This is a genomic window from Limnohabitans sp. WS1, assembly GCF_003063265.1.
Taxonomy (GTDB): Bacteria; Pseudomonadota; Gammaproteobacteria; order Burkholderiales; family Burkholderiaceae_C; genus Limnohabitans_A.
In genome coordinates this window covers 103,850-120,794 of record NZ_NERU01000010.1, presented here as the reverse complement: position 1 = coordinate 120,794, position 16,945 = coordinate 103,850, and the positions used below count along the sequence as shown (strand labels likewise).

At 58.9% G+C, this 16,945-nt stretch carries 19 protein-coding genes and 1 pseudogene; 6 read left to right on the top strand and 14 right to left on the bottom strand.

Going from position 1 to position 16,945, the window contains the following annotated elements; genetic code table 11:
• Window positions 1-17: 17 nt before the first annotated feature.
• On the bottom strand, window positions 18-482 hold the full coding sequence (locus B9Z48_RS13505; protein WP_108379057.1) for a MarR family winged helix-turn-helix transcriptional regulator: 465 nt from the start codon (window positions 480-482) through the stop codon (window positions 18-20).
• A 224-nt stretch (window positions 483-706) separates the two neighbouring features.
• On the opposite strand from B9Z48_RS13505, the gene B9Z48_RS13495 reads away from it, so the two are divergent.
• Entirely contained in the window at window positions 707-1,207 is a 501-nt protein-coding gene (locus tag B9Z48_RS13495; protein WP_108379053.1) for a transposase, read from the top strand.
• Between the two features lie 333 nt (window positions 1,208-1,540).
• On the opposite strand, the gene B9Z48_RS13490 is transcribed toward B9Z48_RS13495, so the two are convergent.
• The 5 genes from B9Z48_RS13490 to B9Z48_RS13470 all read right to left on the bottom strand — a co-directional run bounded on the left by B9Z48_RS13490 (window position 1,541) and on the right by B9Z48_RS13470 (window position 6,556).
• Window positions 1,541-3,049: an FAD-linked oxidase C-terminal domain-containing protein gene (locus tag B9Z48_RS13490; protein WP_108379051.1), complete on the bottom strand. Its 1,509-nt coding sequence runs from the start codon at window positions 3,047-3,049 to the stop codon at window positions 1,541-1,543.
• Between the two features lie 214 nt (window positions 3,050-3,263).
• A complete protein-coding gene (locus B9Z48_RS13485) occupies window positions 3,264-4,139 on the bottom strand; it encodes a LysR substrate-binding domain-containing protein (protein ID WP_108379049.1) in 876 nt (291 codons plus the stop codon).
• A gap of 15 nt (window positions 4,140-4,154) precedes the next feature.
• Window positions 4,155-5,015 carry a formyltetrahydrofolate deformylase gene (gene purU, locus B9Z48_RS13480; RefSeq protein WP_089952129.1) on the bottom strand — a complete coding sequence of 287 codons (861 nt, stop codon included), beginning with the start codon at window positions 5,013-5,015 and terminating at the stop codon, window positions 4,155-4,157.
• A gap of 56 nt (window positions 5,016-5,071) precedes the next feature.
• Entirely contained in the window at window positions 5,072-5,881 is an 810-nt protein-coding gene (locus tag B9Z48_RS13475) for a LysM peptidoglycan-binding domain-containing protein (RefSeq protein WP_108379047.1), read from the bottom strand.
• Window positions 5,882-5,917: 36 nt separating this feature from the next.
• Window positions 5,918-6,556, bottom strand: coding sequence for a rhodanese-like domain-containing protein (locus B9Z48_RS13470; RefSeq protein ID WP_108379102.1), 639 nt, complete (start codon window positions 6,554-6,556; stop codon window positions 5,918-5,920).
• 283 nt (window positions 6,557-6,839) lie between these two features.
• Here B9Z48_RS13470 and B9Z48_RS13465 point away from each other — a divergent pair, with 283 nt between their 5' ends.
• Window positions 6,840-8,153, top strand: coding sequence for an aminotransferase class III-fold pyridoxal phosphate-dependent enzyme (locus tag B9Z48_RS13465; protein ID WP_108379100.1), 1,314 nt, complete (start codon window positions 6,840-6,842; stop codon window positions 8,151-8,153).
• Between the two features lie 56 nt (window positions 8,154-8,209).
• Window positions 8,210-9,292 carry an AbrB family transcriptional regulator gene (locus B9Z48_RS13460; RefSeq protein WP_108379045.1) on the top strand — a complete coding sequence of 361 codons (1,083 nt, stop codon included), beginning with the start codon at window positions 8,210-8,212 and terminating at the stop codon, window positions 9,290-9,292.
• Between the two features lie 100 nt (window positions 9,293-9,392).
• On the opposite strand, the gene B9Z48_RS13455 is transcribed toward B9Z48_RS13460, so the two are convergent.
• The 3 genes from B9Z48_RS13455 to B9Z48_RS13445 form a co-directional block, all read right to left on the bottom strand.
• On the bottom strand, window positions 9,393-9,674 hold the full coding sequence (locus B9Z48_RS13455; RefSeq protein ID WP_089952122.1) for a DUF3567 domain-containing protein: 282 nt from the start codon (window positions 9,672-9,674) through the stop codon (window positions 9,393-9,395).
• A 70-nt stretch (window positions 9,675-9,744) separates the two neighbouring features.
• Complete coding sequence (locus tag B9Z48_RS13450) at window positions 9,745-11,025, bottom strand: DUF3108 domain-containing protein (protein ID WP_233261124.1); 1,281 nt, start codon at window positions 11,023-11,025, stop codon at window positions 9,745-9,747.
• On the bottom strand, window positions 11,022-11,849 hold the full coding sequence (locus tag B9Z48_RS13445; RefSeq protein ID WP_108379041.1) for an IclR family transcriptional regulator: 828 nt from the start codon (window positions 11,847-11,849) through the stop codon (window positions 11,022-11,024). Before B9Z48_RS13445 ends, B9Z48_RS13450 begins: the two co-directional genes overlap by 4 nt.
• A gap of 106 nt (window positions 11,850-11,955) precedes the next feature.
• Here B9Z48_RS13445 and B9Z48_RS13440 point away from each other — a divergent pair, with 106 nt between their 5' ends.
• Both B9Z48_RS13440 and B9Z48_RS13435 read left to right on the top strand, forming a co-directional pair.
• Window positions 11,956-12,966, top strand: a complete 1,011-nt coding sequence (locus B9Z48_RS13440; protein WP_108379039.1) for a fumarylacetoacetate hydrolase family protein — start codon at window positions 11,956-11,958, stop codon at window positions 12,964-12,966.
• A 120-nt stretch (window positions 12,967-13,086) separates the two neighbouring features.
• The gene (locus B9Z48_RS13435; protein ID WP_108379037.1) at window positions 13,087-13,497 is read left to right on the top strand and encodes a hypothetical protein; all 411 of its coding nucleotides are present in this window, start codon (window positions 13,087-13,089) and stop codon (window positions 13,495-13,497) included.
• Window positions 13,498-13,597: 100 nt separating this feature from the next.
• Here B9Z48_RS13435 and B9Z48_RS13430 read toward each other — a convergent pair whose 3' ends face one another.
• Together B9Z48_RS13430 and B9Z48_RS13425 are read right to left on the bottom strand one after the other, a co-directional pair.
• Entirely contained in the window at window positions 13,598-14,023 is a 426-nt protein-coding gene (locus tag B9Z48_RS13430; protein ID WP_108379035.1) for a type II toxin-antitoxin system VapC family toxin, read from the bottom strand.
• Between the two features lie 9 nt (window positions 14,024-14,032).
• Window positions 14,033-14,293 carry a type II toxin-antitoxin system prevent-host-death family antitoxin gene (locus tag B9Z48_RS13425; RefSeq protein WP_108379033.1) on the bottom strand — a complete coding sequence of 87 codons (261 nt, stop codon included), beginning with the start codon at window positions 14,291-14,293 and terminating at the stop codon, window positions 14,033-14,035.
• A 155-nt stretch (window positions 14,294-14,448) separates the two neighbouring features.
• Between B9Z48_RS13425 and B9Z48_RS13420 the strand changes: the two genes are divergently transcribed.
• Window positions 14,449-15,570: a DUF4172 domain-containing protein gene (locus tag B9Z48_RS13420; RefSeq protein WP_158273267.1), complete on the top strand. Its 1,122-nt coding sequence runs from the start codon at window positions 14,449-14,451 to the stop codon at window positions 15,568-15,570.
• On the opposite strand, the gene B9Z48_RS21410 is transcribed toward B9Z48_RS13420, so the two are convergent.
• From B9Z48_RS21410 to gatB, 3 genes and pseudogenes are all read right to left on the bottom strand, one after another.
• Window positions 15,567-15,893, bottom strand: a complete 327-nt coding sequence (locus B9Z48_RS21410) for a hypothetical protein (protein WP_146186286.1) — start codon at window positions 15,891-15,893, stop codon at window positions 15,567-15,569. The genes B9Z48_RS13420 and B9Z48_RS21410 overlap by 4 nt on opposite strands.
• A gap of 128 nt (window positions 15,894-16,021) precedes the next feature.
• A complete protein-coding gene (locus B9Z48_RS13415) occupies window positions 16,022-16,456 on the bottom strand; it encodes a hypothetical protein (protein ID WP_146186285.1) in 435 nt (144 codons plus the stop codon).
• Window positions 16,457-16,585: 129 nt separating this feature from the next.
• A pseudogene (gene gatB, locus B9Z48_RS13410) lies at window positions 16,586-16,918 on the bottom strand (Asp-tRNA(Asn)/Glu-tRNA(Gln) amidotransferase GatCAB subunit B); the annotation flags it as partial.
• Window positions 16,919-16,945: the final 27 nt, after the last annotated feature.

The following is a 16,945-nucleotide window of genomic DNA, read 5'->3' as shown; positions in this document are numbered from 1 at the left end:
CAGCGGTGCTGGATGAATCACTGAACACCTTGCGGGGCATCTGTCACAACACCCGGGCGGGCATGGGCAATCAGCCGGTCAAACAGGCTGCTCAATGTGGCTTGTTCTTTGTCGGTCAGGCAGCCAAAAATGTCCTGGTTGCGTTGGTGCACCATGGCCATGGCGCGCTCAAACACCTCGCGCCCGGCAGGCGTCAGCGTCAACACCACGCCCCGGCCATCACCCGGGTGGTCGGCTTTGAGCACCAGCCCTTGATCAACCAGCGCTTGTGCTGCGCGGCTGGCTTGGCCCTTGTTCAGGTTGCCTTTGTCGGCCAGTTCTTTGACCGACAAAGGTTCAAAAGTCCCAATCGTCGTCAGGCACCGCCCGTCGCTCATCGACAGGCCCGTGCGCTCTGGATAGACCGACTGGCTGCCCATGTCGGTCAGCTTGTGCAGTTGGTGCAGGCGGTAGGTCAGCGTGCGGTCGAGTGGCGTGTTCATGAAATGAGCGTGTTGTAGACGGCATATATTAAGGCAACTTGGTTGCGCGCGCAACCAAGTTGGGATTGATGAATTTTTGTAGGTCGGTGGCTTCAGCCCCGACATGGTGGAGCGCATGCACTTGTCGGGGCTGAAGCCACCGACCTACAAATGCCTTGTCAAAATGAATGCTTGATAACTCATAAAAAGAGTGGCTCAATCCATTCAAAAAGGGAGAGCCCGCCATGCAATACCGTCGATCGAACATTCCAGGTGGCACTTACTTTTTCACCGTCGTGACCCATCAGCGTGCACCGTGGCTGCGAGAGGCGTGTGCGGTGACCGCCTTGGGTGATGTGATGAGGAAAGTGCGCGAGCACCGGCCCTTTGAGACCCTGGCGATGGTGGTGATGCCAGATCACCTGCATTGCATCTGGCGCTTGCCTGCTGATGACGCTGATTTTTCGACCCGCTGGATGCTGATCAAGCAAGGCGTTGTGCATCGCTTGCGCGGGCGCAATGGCGTTCAGGCTTTATGGCAATACCGCTTTTGGGAACACACCTTGCGTGACGAGCGGGATGTGGAGCAGCACACGCATTACATCCATTTCAACCCGGTCAAGCATGGGCTTGTGCCGCAGGTCGGTGATTGGCCGCACAGCACTTTTCACCGGTATGTGAAGAACGGCATTTACCCTGCTGATTGGGGCACGGCCCCCAGCGTGTTGCCTGGCGTCAGAGAGTGAAGCGTTTGTAGGTCGGCGGCTTCAGCCTCGACAAGTGCGAGTGGTTCATCATGTCGGGGCTAAAGCCGCCGACCTACAGAAGACTACCAAGCCACGGTTTTCCGTAGGTCGGAGCTTCAGCTCCGACGACGCCTTCGGTGGCGTTGCCGATGCCAGATTTGCCAAGGTCGCACGTCGGGGCTAAAGCCGCCGACCTACAGAAGACTACAAATCCACGGGTTTCACGTAGGTCGGAGCTTCAGCTCCGACGACGTCTTGGTGGCGTCGGCGATGCCAGATTTGCCAAGGCCGCACGTCGGGGCCAAAGCCGCCGACCTACAAAAAACCAACAGTTCAAAACCTCGGCAAATCCGGGTGCTTGATGGCCCCCGCCCGCACCAGCATCTTGCCGTATTCGGCGCAGCGGTTCAGCGTCGGAATCACTTTGCCGGGGTTGAGCAAGCCCTGCGGGTCAAAGGCGCGTTTGACCGCGAACATCTGCTCGTTTTCTTCGGCTGAAAACTGCACGCACATGCTGTTCACTTTTTCGATGCCCACGCCGTGCTCGCCCGTGACGGTGCCGCCCATGGCCACGCTGGTTTCGAGGATCTCGGCACCAAACAGTTCGCAGCGGCGCAGCTGGTCGGCGTCGTTCGCGTCGAACAGGATCAGCGGGTGCAGGTTGCCGTCACCCGCGTGGAACACGTTCAGGCAGCGCAGCGCGTATTTGGTTTCCATCTCGGAGATGGCTTGCAGAATGTCGGCCAGGCGCTTGCGCGGGATGGTCGAGTCCATGCACATGTAATCAGGGCTGATGCGGCCCGACGCCGGGAAGGCATTCTTGCGGCCACTCCAGAACTTCATACGCTGGGCTTCGTCGCGGCTCACGGTGATGGCGGTCGCGCCGCAGCCCCGCAGCACGTCGCTCATGCGGCCGATTTCCTCTTCGACTTCTTCGGGCGTGCCGTCGCTCTCACACAGCAAAATCGCCGCCGCGCTCAGGTCGTAGCCTGCGTGGACAAAGTCTTCGACGGCGATGGTCATGGGGCCGTCCATCATCTCCAAACCGGCCGGAATGATGCCCGCAGCGATGACGGCAGCCACCGCGTCGCCCGCTTTGCGTACGTCGTCAAAGCTGGCCATGATGCAGCGGGCCAGTTGGGGCTTGGGCACCAGCTTGACGGTGACTTCGGTGGTCACGGCCAGCATGCCTTCGCTGCCCACCAGCACGGCCAACAGGTCGTAGCCGGAGGTGTCCAGCGCGTCGCTGCCAAATTCAATCGGGTCACCCTCGATGGTGAAGCCGCGCACTTTGAGCACGTTATGCACCGTCAGGCCGTATTTGAGGCAGTGCACACCGCCTGAGTTTTCGGCCACGTTGCCGCCAATGGTGCAGGCGATCTGGCTGGACGGGTCGGGCGCGTAGTACAGGCCATAGGGCGCAGCCGCTTCGCTGATGGCCAGGTTGCGCACGCCGCACTGCACCACGGCGGTGCGGCTCACGGGGTCCACGGTTTTGATCTGGTTGAAGCGGGCCATGGACAGCGTCACGCCCATGCGGTGCGGCATGGCACCGCCTGACAAGCCTGTGCCCGCGCCGCGTGCCACCACGGGAACCGCCAGGGCGTGGCAGGCTTTGAGCACGGCCTGAACTTGGGCTTCGGTTTCGGGGAGCGCCACCACCAATGGCCGCTCGCGGTAGGCGGTCAGGCCGTCGCACTCGTAGGGCGTGGTGTCTTCGGGGGTGTAAAGGATGGCGTCGGCCGGCAGCACCCGGCCCAGGGCCTGCACCACAGCGCGTTGGCGCTCGGCACGTTCGGTGGCGGTCAGTTGCTGTGTTTCGTCAGGGGTGTGGGCGCTCATGGCAGTCAAGACCTGTGGTGAAGCTTCAACTGTAAGCGCAAGCCCGGTGCGTGGGGCTGAAGAATCTTTGAGGGACTTGTGAATTTGCTCGCATGCGGCATGGGTCGTGTCATCGCCGAGGCTCAAATGTGAGAGCCCCGCCCTCGGGGTGAATGCCAGTGCACAGCGAAAGCCTGATCGCGGCGAGGGTGCCGTTTCTCAAGAGAAATGCCCTTCAGGCCAGTGCTTTTTTCAACCAGTCGGCAAAAGTCGCGCATTCCCAGCGCTCCATGGTGCCGGTGCGCCAGCACAGGTAGTGGGCGTGCGGGCTGGGCACGCTGCGCTCGAACAGGCGCACCAGTTGGCCGCTTTCCACCCAAGGCGCGCCCAGCTTGGTGCGGATCAGGCCCACGCCCAGGCCTTGGGCTGCGGCGTCGCACATCAGGCCGATGTCATTGAAGGACGAGCCGTCGATGGGCTCAGGCCAGTCCAGGTCGTGCGCTGCGAACCAGGTGCGCCAGGGCTCCAGCGGGCTGCGCAACAAGGGCACGCGCTGCAGATCTTCCACGCTGGCAAAGGGGCCGTTTTCGCGCAGCCAGGCGGGCGAGGCCAAGGGCGTCACATCGTCTTTGGCCAGGCAAATGTGCTCCACGTCCGAATAGCGTCCGGTGCCAAAACGCACCGTCAAATCGGCGTCTTCGGCCACCACGTCCAGCAGGGGAATGCTGACTTGCAGGGTGATGTCGATTTCGGGGTAAGCGTCCAGAAAATGTTTGAGCCTGGGCATGAGCACCGAGCGGGCAAAAGTGGGCGTGACCGCCAGGCGCAGCTTGCGGCGGCCGGGCGTGTTGCTGGCGCTGGGAAAGCGCTGCAGCGACACCAGACCTTCACGCACATGGGCCAGGTATTCATTGCCTTCGGTGGTGAGCGAAAAATCGGCCCGGCCAAACAGCTTGGTGCCAATGATTTGTTCGAGCTGTTTGACCCGGTGGCTCACCGCGCTGGGCGTGACGCACAGCTCTTCAGCGGCCTGCGTCACGCTGCGCAATCGCGCCAGGGCTTCAAAAGTCAAAAGGCACTGAATGGGCGGGATGCGTGAGTTGGCAGACATGACAGCAGGCCTTTTTTATTTGAAGATCACGGTTTTGTGGCCGTTGATCAGCACGCGGTGCTCGCTGTGCCATTTCACGGCGCGGGCCAGCACCTGGCTTTCGGTGTCGCGGCCCTGTGCGGTCAGGTCTTCGACGGTCTTGCTGTGGTCCACGCGGGCCACGTCTTGCTCGATGATCGGGCCTTCGTCCAAGTCGGCTGTCACATAGTGGGCGGTGGCACCGATCAGTTTCACGCCCCGGTCGTGCGCTTGGTAATAAGGCTTGGCCCCCTTGAAGCTGGGCAAAAAGCTGTGGTGGATGTTGATGGCGCGACCGGCCAGCTTGCGGCACAGGTCGTCGCTCAAAATTTGCATGTAACGGGCCAATACCACCAGCTCGGCACCTTCGGCCTGGATGATTTCGAATTGCTTGGCTTCAGCCTGTTGTTTGGTGGCGGCGGTCACCGGGATGTGGTGAAAGGGCACGTTGTAGCTGGCCGCCAGTTGGTAGAACTCGCGGTGGTTGCTCACGATGGCGCGGATGTCCAGTGGCAACAGGCCACTTTTCCAGCGAAACAGCAGGTCGTTCAGGCAATGGCCTTCCTTGCTGACCATGATCACCGTGCGCATGGGCTGGGCTGTGGCGTGCAGGTCCCACTTCATGTCAAAGGTCTGGGCAAATGCGGCCCACTGGGCGTTCAGGGTGTCGCCGTCGATCTGGTCACAGGCAAACTGGACGCGCATGAAAAACAGACCCGTGTCGTGGTCGTTGTACTGGGCCGCTTCTTCGATGTTGCCCCCGCGCTCCAGCAAAAAACCCGACACGGCATGCACGATGCCGGTGCGGTCAGGGCAGGAGAGGGTCAGGATGTAGGTGGTCGTCGCAATGGGATTCATGGGGTGAGATTGTCGCGCATTGCACAAAGTACCTGCCATCCGACCCCATCAAACCTTCAAGCTGGGACCCGCAGAACTTGGCCCGGGAAAATGTGTTCGGGGGCGGCCAGCACCCTGGGGTTGGCTTCAAACAGTCGTTTGTATTGGTGGGGGTCGCCGTACATGCGTCTGGCAATCGCCCAAAGGGTGTCACCTGTACGCACAACGTAGGTTTGTGCTTCGGCCTCGTGCAGGGTGGCCTCTTTTTTCAGTGCACCGGTCAGTGCATCTTGGGTGGGAAGGGCTTGTGAAGCTTTGTGCGAGGCAAGTACCGCTTTTTCTAAATCTTGGGCTGAGGCGTGGCTTGCGGTGGCGGTGACGCGATTGGTCACTGATCGGTTGTGCGCTTGCAGGGCATCAGGTTGGGTAGCTAAACGGTCCAGGTGCGCTTTGACTTGTTCCGGTGTTTCTTGTGACTGTCGCAAGTAGTCTTGTTGTGCCTGAACAAATTGCTTCTCGTTGCCCGATGGTGGGGAGACGTTTTGCAAAGAGGCCGAAACGGCGGCTTGCAGGGTTGAGGTGCTGTTTGTGGGTGAGGGGCGGGTTTGCGTCAACGATGAAGCCGCAGCTTGGGGCAATGGGGTCGTGGGCGCCGTTGCGGCCAAAGACGATGTGGGTTGGACAGGGGCTGGCCACACGGACAGTGTGGCCACTGAAGGTGTGGTGGTTGGTGGCGTGGCTTGGTATTGGCCGAACAAATAGCCTCCCATGCCGGTGGCGAGCAAGGTGGCGACGAGCCATGCGGCTTTGTAAAGGCGGCGATGTTCGGCTTCGTGGGCGGTGACGATGCGCCCGTTTTTGATGACAACGTCAGGAATGGCTTGCATGAGGGTTCTCCAAAAAAAGGGACAGGTGAGGACTTCTCAGGAGGGGGTCACCGCAGCGGGCACCACGGTGGTCAGGCCCAAGGACTTCCAGGCTTGCATGCCACCCCGGTAGTACTTGAGCTTGGCGGGCGGATAGCCCAAGCTGAGCAATGACCGAATGGCACGCGAAGATTGGTCGCACCAAGGACCGTTACACCACAAGGCCAGGGACTTGGCTTTTTGGTAGTTCCAACGTTTGTTGCTGCCTTGTTCTGCCCCCAAGGCGCTCAGGATCTGGCCAATGTGCGGGTTGTCGGCTTTGATGACCGTGAAGGGAATGTTGATGGAGGTGGGGATGGTTTCGATTTTGTGGAAATCAGGCAAGCGAGCGTCGATCACCAAGCCTTTGCCGCTGGTCACTTGCTGGCTCATGAAGTCCAACAATTCCAACTCGCCCAAGGTTTCCACGCCAGGCGCGACGACCATCGCATGGATACAGAACTCCGGACAGGGGCGAGAGGTTTTGGCGAAGTCGTCAATGATTTTGTGGCCCGTGTCTTGGATGCGTTGTATCCGCACGGCTTCCCCCCCATGAACCACATCCACAGCACTCAAAGTGGGCGTGATTTTGACTTTGAGCTCTTGTGCTGCCAAGACGCTGGAGCCCAGCGCGGCCCACAGCAGAACCCATGGCATTGTTTTTGATGTGTGCATACCACCTCATATTTAATTAAAAAGCATTCTTTTATTTTGATGGATTCTGGTCGTCAGGAACAGGGGGTATCCGTTCGGGCAGAAGAAAAATGCTGCAAACGGTGTGTCAAAGTGGCTTTGAGAGGGGGTATTGAGGTCGCGGTCTCATCAGCCCTGCATTGGCTTTGTGTCATTCACGCGCCTGCATGGGGCGTGGCCGTCCTTTAAACTAGAAGCCACCTGATTCAACCCAAGGAGTGCGTTCGTGAACAACCATGACATCCCCATGGACAACCAATGGTTGCCCTTCACCCCCAACCGCACATTCCGCCAGGACCCCCGGGTCTTTGTGGGGGCCGAAGGCATGCACTTCACCACGCACGATGGCAAAAAGGTCATCGACGGCATCTCCAGCCTGTGGTGCGTGGGCGCTGGACACAACCGCAAACCCATCAACGAGGCCATCAAAAACCAGTTGGACACGCTGGACTACGCCACGGCTTTTCAGGCCAGCAACGACAAAGCCTTCAAAGCGGCGCAGATGATTGCCGACATGGCCCCCGGTGACCTGAACAAGGTGCTGTTTTGCAACTCCGGCTCAGAAGCGGCCGACACCGCCTTGAAAGTGGCGCTGGCCTATCACCGCGCTCGGGGCGAGGGGCACCGCACGGTGTTCATTGGGCGTGAAAAGGGTTATCACGGCGTCAACTTTGGCGGCATGAGCGTGGGTGGCCTGCCGGCCAACCGCAAGGCCTTCGGTGCGCAACTGCTGCCCCGGGTTGACCACATGCGCTTCATTCATGACCCGGTGAACCACCCCTACATCCACCACGAAGAACCTGTGTGGGCCGAAGACCCGCTGTTGGAGCTTGAAAACCGCATTTTGGTGTTGCATGACCCGAGCAACGTGGCCGCCGTGATCGTCGAGCCCATTGCAGGCAGCGCGGGTTGGTACATCCCGCCCCAAGGCTATGTCAAGCGCTTGCGCGAGATTTGCGACAAACACGGCATCTTGCTGATTTTTGACGAAGTGATCACCGGTTTTGGTCGCTTGGGCGTGAACTTTGGCGCTGACTACTACGGTGTGGTGCCCGACATGCTGAACTTCGCCAAGGCCGTGACCAACGGCGTGATTCCCTTGGGCGGTGTGATTTGCCGCGATTTCATCTACGACGCGATGATGAACGCCAATTCACCGCAGCATGCCATCGAGTTTTTCCACGGCTACACCTATTCCGGCCACCCTGTGGCTTGCGCAGCGGCCATTGCCACGCTGGACTTGATGAAAGAAGAAAACCTGTTTGCCCGTGCGGGCCAGCAAGGCCGGGTGCTGGGCGACGCGATGCACAGCGCCTTGAAGGGCTTGCCCAATGTCATTGGCATCCGCACGCTGGGTCTGGCGGGCGCGGTCGAATTGGCCAGCATCCCCGGCACGCCTGGCAAGCGGGCCTATGACATCTTCATGGACTGCTTCCACAAAGGCGTTTGGGTGCGTCCGGCGGGTGAAAATATTGTCATTTGCCCGCCCTACATCGTGGAAGACGCGCACATCGACCAGATTGTGCAGACCGTGGCCGACAGCATCCGCCGTCACGCCTGACGGCCCTTTGATGACCATCCCCCGACCGCCCGTTTGGGCGGTCTTTTTTTGAGCCGATGAATTTTCATGACCTGACCCGTGTGGCGCTGACCTTGATGCTGGCGCTGGTTGCGGCCGAGCTGTGCGTGTGGCTGCACACACCCATTCCCTGGATGCTGGGGCCTTTGTTGGCGACGGCGCTGGCTTCGGTGCTGGGTGCCCCCACACGCAGTGCCCACATGCCGCGCAACGCCGGGCAATGGGTCATTGGCGCAGCTTTGGGCCTGTATTTCACGCCGCAAGTCAGCGCCCTGGTGGTCAGCCTGTGGTGGGCGATTGTGCTGGCTGTGCTGTGGGCGCTGGTGCTGGGCGGCTTGTTTGGCCTGTGGCTGCAACGCCAACATGCGGCCGATTTTGCGCACCTGCCGCTCGGTGCAGGGCGAGCCACCAGCTACTTTGCCAGTGCCATTGGCGGCGCGTCCGAGATGACCTTGCTGGCCGAGCGCCATGGGGGACGCACCGATTTGGTGGCGGCAGCGCACAGCGTAAGGCTGGTCATTGTGGTGATGTCGGTGCCTTTTGCGATGCAGTGGGCGCAAAGCCATTGGGGCTTGCAGGTCGATGCGCGTTTGTTGTCGGGACCGCGTGTGGCGCAGTGGCCTGGCTTGTTTTGGCTGGGGCTGGCCACGGCAGCAGGTGCGCTGGTCATGAGGTGGCTCAAGCGCAGCAACCCGTGGTTCATGGGCGCTTTGCTGGCCTCGATGTGTCTGACTTTGTCGGGCGTGAACTGGTCGGCGGTGCCGACGGACTTGTCGAATGCCGCGCAGTTGGTCATTGGCGTGAGTCTGGGGGTGCGGTTTCAGCGTGAGTTTTTGCACACCGCGCCGCGCTGGTTGGTGTCGGCCGCGATCGGTAGTGGGGTCATGATGGCTTTGTCCGTCGGGTTTGGCGGCTTGCTGGCCTGGGCCACCGGGCTGCACCCGGCCACGCTGATTTTGGGCACTTCGCCCGGTGGCATTGCCGAGATGGCGATCACGGCCAAGGTCTTGCAGTTGGGGGTGCCCGTGGTCACGGCGTTTCAGGTTTGCCGTCTGGTGGCGGTGCTGATGTTGGTGGGGCCGCTGTTCCAGTGGATCAACAGGCGTAAAAAAACCGCCTGAGGGCGGTTTTTTGCAGCTTGGTGGCTTGAGCCCCGACAGGATGGATCACCGGTGTTGGTAGGGGCTGAAGCCACCGACCTGGAGCCATCGCCAAGTGGGGTCAGTGCACCACCACAGGCTGCTGGGCCAGACCTGTGTAGCCTTCGAGCGTGTCTTCGACTTCTTCTTGTGTAGGGGTGTGCTGCTGCCAGGCTTGAATTTGTTGCTGAAACATTTCGGCCCAAGAGCCGTCCAGGTACACCTCTTTGCCCGAGCGTTTGTCCACGATTTCAAAACCATGTCGCTCCAGCATGGGTTTGCTGGGGGCGGGCGATGATTCGCTGGGCGCATTGGCCAGCATGTGCATCACAGCAAAAGTTTCAGATTCATAGAGCAAGTTCATGACTTCATTCTCCCTCAAGTTGTCCCCGTCAAGTCAGGCGGTTTGTAACAACGTGAGTCGCAAGGGGTTTTTAACCGGGTGTGTTGCTGGCGGGCAAAGGGGGCAAGGGGGCTTGGCCTATCAGGTTCAGGTCAATGAAGTTGCCGTTGACTTGGGTGATGCGAATGCGCACGGGCAACCACTGGTGTTCGCGGGCCACCCAAAACTCGACTTGGGCGTCAAAACGGTTGCGCGGTTGACACACCCATTTGGTGGCCTGCAGGTCCACGCCATTGGCGGTGATGGTTTCCACCTTGTCCAAGGTCAGCAGCCAGGGCAAAGCGTCGCGCACGGTGGCAATCTGGATTTGCAAACGGGTGCCCGGCACAAAACGTGCGCCATCGGCGGCCATGGCAGCCGCCAATTGGGCGTACAGGCTGATTTGGTCTTGCGCACCGGCTTGCAAAACTGCCGTTGGTGCATTGCTGCTGAACACGATGCGCTGGCCAGCCTGGTCAAAATGGCTGGCACGTTCGCTGCGCCAACTGTCCGAAAACCGGGTGGGCATCAGTCCTGTGGGTGCAATTTGGCCTTGGCTGCGCCATTGCCGCGAGCCAAGCAAAAACGCTTTGACCGTCAGTGTCATGTCGTAGCGGGCATCGTTGTGTTGCCAGCTCAAGCTGCCACTGGCGGTGTACTGGAGGCCTTTTTCTTGGCCTGTTAAGCGGTAACTGAGCAAAGTCGAAGATGGCACTGCGCCCAAAGGGATGCCGGGCAGGGCCATGGTGGCCGACGCAATCGGCTCCGCTGGCGTGATCGGCACAGCTTGGGGTTCGGCCGGTGACGATGCGTCCACCCCCGGATTGACGGGTGGAGTCACCTCAGTGGGGGGGGCGCTGGTCGGTAGATCGGTTGTGTTGGTGTTGTTGGGATCAAGCTGGGCCAAGGGCGCTGAATGGGGGGCTGAAGCCGAGGCATCCGGTGGGGCTTCATCGGGTGCTTTGGCCACGTCGTCAGGGGTGGCGGTGACTGCCAGCTCTGGACTTTGGGCTGGGGCCGGCACCGGTACTGAAGGCTTGGGTGCAACAGGGGGCTTGACCACTTGCGCTATGCGGGTTTGGCTGGACGCCTGAGGTTTGGGCGTTGAAAGACGTATGGGGCTGACGGTGGCGCTTGCAATGGTGCGGGTTTGCATGGCCCCCACGCGCGTGGGCGGGTCTTGCAAACGCCAGATCCGAGCATCACCCATGCCCAGCAGCAAAGCCATGTGCACAGCCAAGACCGCCACGGCCAAAAGCAAGAGCGTCTTTTTGGCGGGTCTGCCCGTCCGTGAAGAGAAGGGGTGCGGGGCCGTCATGGACGCCGTGCTCAAGTTGGACGCCAACCCAAATCGCTGGAAAGCAAAGCGGCAAAGGCACGCAAAGGTTTGGCCACCGAGCCGTGCCAGTCGGTGTCAAGCGTGGCAGAAGAACCCAAAGCCACCACGCCCAAGGCCAAATGCCCATCGGCATTGAACACAGGCGCACAAAAGCCCGAGATGCCGGGCAACAAGACGTTGACCACCCGACCCAACCCTTGGTGGCGGGTTTCTTCCAAAATGGCACGCACTTGGGCCTGTGTCGAGGGCAAGTCGGTGCGACCGAGTTTGCGGACCAAAGCCAGTTCTGATTCGATCATGGGTTGGGCTTTGTCGACCCCACCGCCGTGGCCCATGAAGGCGGCAAAACAACGGCCGGTGGCGGACGACAGCAAAGGCATCACATCGCCCAAGCGCAAATTGACCGGCACGGTCAAGGGGGTCTCTTGCCAATGCACCAAGGTCGGACCACGGTTTCCCCAGACCGCCAAAGCCAGGGTGTGGCCAGTTTGGTCCAGCAGTGTTGGCAAGCGCTCACGCGCCAGCTTGACCGCATCCAACCGGGACAATGAGGCCAGTCCCAAGCGCAATGCCGCCGGGCCGAGTTCATAACGGGTGTTGCCATCTTGCACCACCAGGTGCAGACGTTGAAAGCTCACCAAATAACGGTGTGCCTTGGCTGCACTCATGCCAGCCGAGCCAGCGAGGTCGCGCAGCATGAGAGGGCCAGGGGCTTGTGCCAGCACATCGAGCAGTGCAAAGCCCACCTCAACCGACTGGATGCCCGCGCGTTCTTTGTCCTCAATCAGGGGGGTGTCTGCGGGTCTTGGGCTGGGCATATGGTCTAAAATTAATTTTTTCGTTTAGTTAAATGAGTTTAACAATACGTAATTTTGCCGTGTTTCCCCATGTGAGCAGCGGCCACCACACAAGGACACCTTCAAGATGAAATTGGCGACCTACAAAGACGGCTCACGCGATGGTCAGTTGGTGGTGGTTTCGCGCGACCTGAGCACCGCGCATTATGCGACGGGCATCGCCAGCAAGCTTCAGCAAGCGCTCGATGACTGGAATTTTCTGGCACCCCAACTGCAAGACCTGTACACCACCTTGAACCAAGGCAAAGCCCGTCATGCTTTTCCCTTTGACCCCGAGCGCTGCATGGCCCCTTTGCCGCGTGCATACCAGTGGGCCGATGGCTCAGCGTATCTGAACCATGTGGAGCTGGTACGGGCCTCACGCAACACCGAGGTGCCCAGCAGCTTTTACACCGACCCTCTGATGTACCAGGGCGGCAGCGATGATCTGTTTGGCCCCTGTGACCCGGTGGTGTGCGCCAACGAAGCGTTTGGCATCGACTTTGAGGCCGAGATCGCGGTCATCACGGGGGATGTGCCCATGCAAACTCCCGCCGACGATGCCATCGAGGCCGTGCGCTTGATCATGCTGGCCAACGACGTGAGCCTGCGCAACCTGATTCCGAACGAGTTGGCCAAGGGCTTTGGCTTCTTGCAAGGCAAACCTGCCACTGCCTTCAGCCCTGTGGCCGTGACGCCCGATGAACTCGGTGAGGCTTGGAAAGGGGGACGCGTGCACTTGACCATGCAATGCACCTGGAATGGCCGCAAAGTGGGCATGTGCGAAGCCGGACCCGAAATGACCTTCCATTTTGGCCAGCTGATTGCGCACCTTTGCAAAACCCGCCATGTTCGAGCAGGTTCCATCGTGGGCAGCGGTACGGTCAGCAACAAGAGTGTGCAAGTCAAGGGCAAGCCACAATGGCCCAAAGGCTACAGCTGCATCGCCGAAAAACGCGCCATCGAAACCATCCAGGACGGCCAGCCCAGCACCGAATACATGAAGTACGGTGACACCATCCGCATCGAGATGAAGGGCCAAAACGGTGAAAGTTTGTTTGGAGCGATTGAGCAGGAAGTGGTGCCTTTGGTGGGGTGACTTGCAAGCAAAAAGTCTTTTCAATTGATCAGCGCATCGGTCATTGGCATGGGGCGGATGGCGTCACAACAGCATGTTTGAAAACGCTATTGGCGCTTGCCCTGCGCCGATAGGCACGTTGTGCTCAGCCCCCTGTTGATCGAATTGGACAAAGTGGCGCACGCTGTTGCGGGTTGGTCCACATTGCGGGAACGTGTGAAACAGGCCTTGAATCTGTCACTGGCCAAAGCCCTGCCCGAGCAAGGCGACTGGTCCATGGTGGTGCCGGTCATGCGCTGTCAATGCGCCGATTGCCGACAAGTGATGACCTTCCTGAAAAATCACGACAGCGCAAACGTGTTGCTCGCCATGACAGAGGCCCGGCGAAAACACATCCTTGAAGAGTTTGGTCAATCCGGTCTGGGGCTGACGATGGAGGTGTTGCGCCAAGGTTCACCCCACAAACTGCGCATCACCAAGCGGGCTAACTTGCGCGAAAAAGCCGCACAGCAGCGTGTGCAGCATGAACAGTGGCGTGCCGACCTGGGCTGAAATCTATGCTCTCAGTCCAAAGAGCCTTGCGTTGCCCCCATGGATACGAGGGTGGTGCACCTGAATATTCACGCAAAACGTCCAACTCAAAACCACCCGTTCAGTGCGCTGCGTGTTCAAGCCAAGGATTCAACAGGGCCACACCGGTCGCTTCAAAATCCGACACATTGCGTGTCACGACGGTGAACCTGTGCTCAAGGGCTGTGGCCGCGATCATCGCGTCCCGGTCTGAGCGCGGGTTTGGGATGTGCAGTGATGCGCACACGGGTGCTGTGTTCTCTGCAAAGGGCAAGATGCGCCCCGAAAAAGCAGCGCGAACGCCACCCAGCCAATGGCGCAAAGCGCTGCCCTGCGGCGGTGTTTTGCGCTCCAACGCCTGAATGCCCAATTCCAACTCAAGCAGCGTGATGGCCGACAAAAAAAGTTGATGGCTGGGCTGGCCTGCGGCCCATTGGCGTACCGCCACGGACGGGTTGGGCTTGCCCTGGCGCAGCTCGGAAATGACGTTGGTGTCCAGAACGAACATGGATCGCTTTCAATCCAAGTTCGCGGCTTGAATTTGAATGCTCAGCTTGGGCGGATCAAACTCGATGCCTTCACCGCCCGGTATGCCGTCCATCACCTCCAGCAAAGACGGGGTGGCCTTTCCGGCCATGCGGTAGTAATCGTCGATTTTGAGCAGTGCAAACGCGGGGCGACCCCGGTCGGTGATGAACACAGGTCCATCCACGGCAGCGCGTTTGGCGGCTGACACGTCTCGTGTGAAGTCGCGGCTTGAAAACGTGTGAATGCTCATCTTCGACTCCAAATGACTAAATGTTTGTATGTTACGACAATTGCCTGGCTTGTCAATGCTCAGGGCTTGCTGTGCTGGATGCCGTTCACTAGCGTGAAGCGTAAAAAAGCCATTTACGCTTCATGTTTGAAGCGCAAATTTCTAAAATACGCATCATGTACCTCTGGCAATCCCCTTGCTGGCCTGAATTTCAGGTCGATCTGGCCGCGCTCCAACCGGCGTTGGCCGCTGCACGCTATGCACAAGGGCGGTCAATGGGACTCGCCAGCCATCTGCAACTGATGGACTTGGGCGCATTGGAACTGCAAGGCTGGGCCGACGAAGCGATCGCCACGGCGCAGATCGAAGGTGAGATTCTGCAAGTCAATTCGGTGCGGGCCTCAGCCGCGCGGCGCTTGGGCATGGCTGACGCCAAAGCGCTAGATCGTGATGCAAGGACCGAAGCCACGCTCGACGTGCTGCAAGCGGCCATCGAACAAAGCCAGCAGCCCTTGAGCCACGACACTCTGTACGGCTGGCAAGCGGCCTTGTTCCCGACCGGACGCAGCGGCATCCAGAAAATACGCACGGGCGCTTACCGCGACCATGCCGAACACATGCAGATCGTGACGCCCCGCATGGGCAAGCCCGACATCGTGCATTACCAGGCACCCGATTCGGCCGATGTGCATGCGCAGATGACGCGGCTGATCGACTGGTTCAACAGCAGCCTGGGCCAAACCGATGGTCTGGTGCGTGCAGCGCTGGCACACCTGTGGATCGAAGCCATTCACCCCTTCGAAGACGGCAACGGCCGCGTGGGTCGTGCGCTAATTGAAATGGCCCTGGCGCAAGACCTGAAAACCGACAAGCGTTTGTGGAGCCTGTCGCAGCAAATGTGGCTGGACCGGGCGGGCTACTACGCCCAACTGCAAGTGGCCACCGAACAGGCCAACATGGACGTGACGCCTTGGGTGCAGTGGTTCGTGGGCTGTGTGCACAAAGCCGCCGATGCCACCTGGGACCACATGCAAGCGGCCATGCGCAAAACCCGCTTCTGGTCAGAACTGCGCGAGCAACACCCGCAGCTCACGTCCACACAAACCAAGGCGATCAACAAACTCTATGACGTGGGGCCTGAAGGATTTGCCAACGGCATCAGCACCGAGAAATACGTGAACCTGTGCCGCGTGTCACGCGCAACGGCTTATCGTGAACTCACGGCTTTGTGCGAGATGGGGGTGTTGGTGCAGACCGGGGTGGGTAGGGGGACGCAGTATAGGTTCGCACCAAATTAATCTTCATTAACCAACCGAGTACAGAAGTGCACAAGTGCAGTTGATAAAAATGCATTTGCACTACCCTCACCACGTGGCGTTAAATTATCGAAGCTCACAGCGACAATGATGTCGTCTTGGCGCAAGTCAGTTTCTCTAACTTTTTGATACACGTCACCAGGTAAATTTACGGTTATCTGAATCTGATTTTGCACATCAGCGTTCTTTGAATAATCAACCCAAATGGCACCACATGGATTGTCTATTTTCCATTGGGGAGTGTCTGGAGCCGAAAGTACCTTCTCCCTATCTTCAAACGTGACGGTTACATGTGAGTTGCTCATGTCAATTGCCTCTGTGTCAATCCATATTTTTGAATCATTCTTCGTACGGCCAAAACAATGACAACGCCAAGTCGCTATAGCTGATGAAGTAACCTCGGCATATAGATTTCTGCTTCGCAGTACGGCTGTTAGTTTTCGCACAGCAACTTCTCCTTGTTGAATGACATCACAAAATTCAGAATTTCATCAATTGCAGATGAGTATGGAATGTTAAGCCTAGCCAAATCCGCTGCAGCCATAACAATCAACGCCTGTGGCTCAGCCGGAGAAACTAATACATCACAAGTTGGTTCTCTGTCGGCGTGTTTCATGCCGTTATACGAAGTAACAACAATCCTATGCACATCCCTTGTTTGATGTCCAAGTGATGCACTAACCATCTCGATGGTCGTGCCTATGCCGCGCGCCTCACACAAATCCCGCAAGACTTGCTGTGCGGCACCCGCCAATATGGTGGCGGCAATCCAATCAGCATTCTGATAGCACTGTGTCGCCCTAAGCAATGCAACTACCGCTATTTCAGATTTCGAATGTGCTTGCATTTCGGTGTCAGTCAGTTTCAATTCCAGCCAGAAAAATTCCGTGCATTCCCGAAAATATTAGGCTCATAGGTGTGTCACTCTCGACCCGAATCCATCTGTATTGATTCTCTTTGCTCTATCGATTAAATCGGCAACTCAAACTTCAAACGATCACCCAAGCTTCTTCATCAACAGCGCATTCACCTGCCCCGGATTGGCCTTGCCTTTGCTGGCTTTCATGATCGGACCCACCAAGCCGTTCAGGGCCTTGGCGTTACCGGCCTTGAACTCTTCCACGTTCTTGGGGTTGGCGGCCAGCACCTCGTCGATGATTTTTTCCAGCTCGCCGGTGTCGTTCATCTGCTTGAGGCCTTTGGTTTCGATGATGGCGTCGACTTCGCCCTCGCCGTTCCACAGGCCTTCAAACACCTGACGCGCGGCGTTGTTGCTGATGGTGTTGTCGCTGATGCGGACGATCAGCGCGGCCAGTTGAGCGGCGCTCACTAAATCGGCAACTCAAACTTCAAACGA